This is a genomic window from Streptomyces calidiresistens, assembly GCF_014141525.1.
GTDB classification, from domain to species: domain Bacteria; phylum Actinomycetota; class Actinomycetes; order Streptomycetales; family Streptomycetaceae; genus Streptomyces; species Streptomyces calidiresistens.
The window spans coordinates 1-3,410 of record NZ_VKHS01000611.1 but is presented as its reverse complement, the minus strand read 5'-3'; the positions used below and the strand labels follow the sequence as shown (position 1 = coordinate 3,410).

Sequence of the window (3,410 nt, the reverse complement as noted above, 5' to 3'; positions counted from 1 at the left end):
CCCCCGGTCCCGCGCCCCCTCCGGGGGGAAGCGGCGGAAGCCGGGGAACTCCGGTACAACTGAGGGGAACGGGTCCCTCCCGGGCCGGCCGGAAAAACCGCCCGAAACCCCGGGTGGAATCCCCCGAACGGGGGAAGGACCCCCGCCACCGGCACACCGCCGGCCCCGGCTTCCCGGGGCCCGCCCCCGGCGGCGCGGAACAGACGTCCCCTCCGGGACGTTGATCCGGCTTCCCCGGTTCCCGGGACCCCGACCCCACCGGGGCCGCAGACGCGGTCGCGGCCCCCCGTGAAAGGAGCGACGTTGTCCGTCAGATCGTCGGACCCGCCTGACCATCACAGTCCCCGACCACCCCGTCCCCACAGGACGACCCGCGGCACGCGACGGGGTGGTGTCCGATGAGTGCCGCGACGGGTCTGGCGGCGGTCCTGCTGCTGATCCTGGCGAACGGGTGGTTCGTCGCCCAGGAATTCGCCTACGTCGCCGCGGACCGTCTCACCCTCGCCCGGGAGGCCCGGGCCGGTGACAAACGGGCCGCGCGCGCGGTGCGCGTGCAGCAGCGCCTGTCCTTCATGCTCTCCGGCGCGCAGCTCGGCATCACCGTCACCGGTCTGGTGGTCGGTTTCCTGGCGGAACCCGCCGTGGCGGAGCTGATCTCCCCGCTGCTGACCACCGTGGGCGTGCCGCAGGCCGCCTCCCTGGGCGTCTCCCTCGTGCTGGCCTTCGTGCTCGCCACCCTGATCCAGATGGTGATCGGCGAGCTGGGGCCCAAGAACCTGGCGCTGGCGGTGCCGGAGCGGCTCGCCAAGGGCATGGCGGCGCCCACCCTGGTGTACCTGCGGATCGCGGGCCCGGTGATCCACGTCTTCGACGCGGCGGCGAACCGGCTGCTCCGCCTGGTGGGCATCGAGCCCGCCGCCGAGCTGCACCAGGGCGCGACCGCCGACGAGCTGGGACGACTGATCACCGAATCCACCGCGCACGGCCGGCTGACCCCGGCCACCGCCGAGCTGCTCGACCACGCCCTGGAGTTCTCCGACCGGACGCTGGTGGAGGTGATGGTGCCGCGCGTGGACGTGGAGCTGGTGCACGCGGACACCTCGGCCGCCGAGGTGATCGAGCTGATCGGGCGCCGGGGTCACACCCACTATCCGGTGATCTCGGACCGGGTGGACGACGTGCGCGGCGTGATCGGCGTGCGCGAGCTGATGCGACTGCCCGTCGAACGGCTGGCGACGACCACGGCCGGCTCGCTGGCGCGTCCGGTGCTGTCGCTGCCGGACTCGCTGCCGCTGCCCGCGGCGGTGGAGCAGATGCAGGCGGCCCGATCGGAGTTCGCGGTGGCGATCGACGAGTACGGCGGGCTGGCGGGCATCGTCACCCTGGAGGACATCGCCGAGGAGCTGGTGGGCGAGATCGCCGACGAGAGCGACCGGGTGGTCGCGGTGGCCGTCGCGGACGGCACCGGTGGCTGGCTGGTGGACGCCGGTCGGCGGGTGGACGAGGTGGCGGACGTGATCGGCATGCCGCTGCCGGAGGACGACAGCTTCGAGACGGTGGCCGGGCTGATCGTGGACCGGCTGGGCCGGTTCCCGGGGGTCGGCGACCGACTGACGCTGGAGTTGGCGGACCCGAAGCGCACCACCGTGGAGGTGGAGGTGCTGGAGCTGGACCGGCACGTGCCGGAGCGCATCCGGATCGGCCCGCCCGCGGGTTCGTCCGGCGGCACCCGGAACGCCGACGACGGCACCGACCGCACGGCGGACGACGCCGGGGCGGGCGCGGCCGGGGCCGGCAGCGGCACCCGGGACGCCGACGACGGCACCGACCGGGCCGCGAACCGCCCGGACCGTGCGGTACCGGGGCCGGACCGCACCGTCGGTGAGGGTGTCCACGACACCCGGAGGGAGCGTGCCTCGTGGATCCGTTGACCGCGACCCTGTTGACGATCCTGTTGTTGATGGCCAGCGGCCTGTTCGTGGCCGCCGAGTTCGCGCTGGTCGCGGCCCGGCACCACCGCATGGAGCAGGCCGTGGCCGAGGGCCGGCGGGGCGCCCGCTCGGCGCTGGCCGGGATGCGGGAGCTGTCGCTGATGCTGGCCGGCTCCCAGCTGGGCATCACCGCCTGCACCCTGCTGCTGGGCTACATCTCCAAGCCCGCCGTCTCCGACGCGGTGGAGCCGCTGCTGCTGGCGGTGGGGTTGCCGGCCTCGCTGTCGTACGGGATCGCCTTCGTCATCGCGATGGCGGTGGTGGTGTTCCTGCACATGGTGGTCGGTGAGATGGCCCCGAAGTCGTGGGCGATCTCCCACCCGGAGCGCTCGGCGATGCTGATGGCGCCGCCGTTCATGGCGATGGTGCGGGTGGTGCGCCCGCTGCTGTGGGTGTTGAACAAGATCAGCAACGGGCTGGTGCGGCTGTGCCGGGTCACCCCGGTCGAGGAGCTGTCCTCGGTGCACAGCCGCGAGCAGCTGACGCACCTGGTGGCGGAGTCCACCCGGATGGGGTTGCTGACCGAGAGCGAGTCGGGCCTGTTGACCCGCTCGCTCACCGAGCCGCAGACCCCGGTGGGGTCGCTGAGCGTGGTGCCGGCGGCGGAGATCGTCTCGGTGCGACCGGGCGCGGACCTCGACGAGGTGCTGGCCACGGCGGCCGGGAGCGACCACACCCGCCTGCTGGTGCGCGAGGGCGACCGGGTCCTGGGGTCGGTGCACGCCCGGGACGCCATGGTGGCCCGGGCCCGCGGACGGTCGGTGACGGCGGCGGCGCTGGCCCGGCCGGTGCCGAGGCTGCGCGCGGAGGACACCGTCGCGCAGGCCGTGGAACAGCTGCGGCAGCACCGGGCCTCGCTGGCGGTGGTGCACGCGGCCGAGGACGGTCGGTTGATCGGCCTGATCAGCCTGGACGACCTGCTGGGCCGACTGCTCGCGGCACGACGCCCGGCGGGTGCCACGGCCGCCGGCGGGACCGCGGGGGCCTGAGGGAGACCCGCCGCCGGCGCACCCGCCGGCGGCGGGCGCCGGCCGGGGGCCGGATGCGCGAGGAGGGGCGGACGCCGTCGGCGTCCGCCCCTCCTCGCGTGTCGATTCGACCGGTGCGGCCCGGGCCGCACCCCGTGTCACCGGGTCGGGGAGTCCCCGGGCCCTCCGTGCGTCCGGTCGGTGCGGGCCCGGCCCGCGCCGTCCACCAGCAGGATCTCGCAGCCGGCGGCCACCGCCCGGCGCCGGGTGCCGGGCGTGAGGGTGCACACCTCGCCGGCGCGCAGACTCAGCCGGGTGCCGTCCGCCTCCTCGATCTCCATCTCGCCGTCGAGGACGAGGCACAGCTCGGGGGTGCTCGCGCCGAACGGCGCGGGGCCGCCGCCGAAGGGCACGGTGTCGCCGAGAGGGGCTCCGGGGCTGTCTCTTATTC

At 74.8% G+C, this 3,410-nt stretch carries 3 protein-coding genes; 2 read left to right on the top strand and 1 reads right to left on the bottom strand.

Annotated elements, in window-relative coordinates:
* The first annotated feature begins 398 nt into the window (after positions 1–398).
* The gene (locus FOE67_RS20395) at positions 399–1,931 is read left to right on the top strand and encodes a hemolysin family protein (protein ID WP_182666294.1); all 1,533 of its coding nucleotides are present in this window, start codon (positions 399–401) and stop codon (positions 1,929–1,931) included.
* On the top strand, positions 1,919–2,980 hold the full coding sequence (locus tag FOE67_RS20390) for a hemolysin family protein (protein ID WP_323385143.1): 1,062 nt from the start codon (positions 1,919–1,921) through the stop codon (positions 2,978–2,980). The genes FOE67_RS20395 and FOE67_RS20390 overlap by 13 nt, the downstream gene beginning before the upstream one ends.
* Positions 2,981–3,117: 137 nt before the next feature.
* Here FOE67_RS20390 and FOE67_RS20385 read toward each other — a convergent pair.
* A partial coding sequence (locus tag FOE67_RS20385) for a cupin domain-containing protein (protein ID WP_228474096.1) occupies positions 3,118–3,410 on the bottom strand: 293 nt, incomplete at its 5' end.

Bases quoted from the DNA above. Each gene is read 5' to 3' on its own strand.
- FOE67_RS20395 (WP_182666294.1), top strand. From the start codon at position 399: ATGAGTGCCGCGACGGGTCTGGCGGCGGTCCTGCTGCTGATCCTGGCG.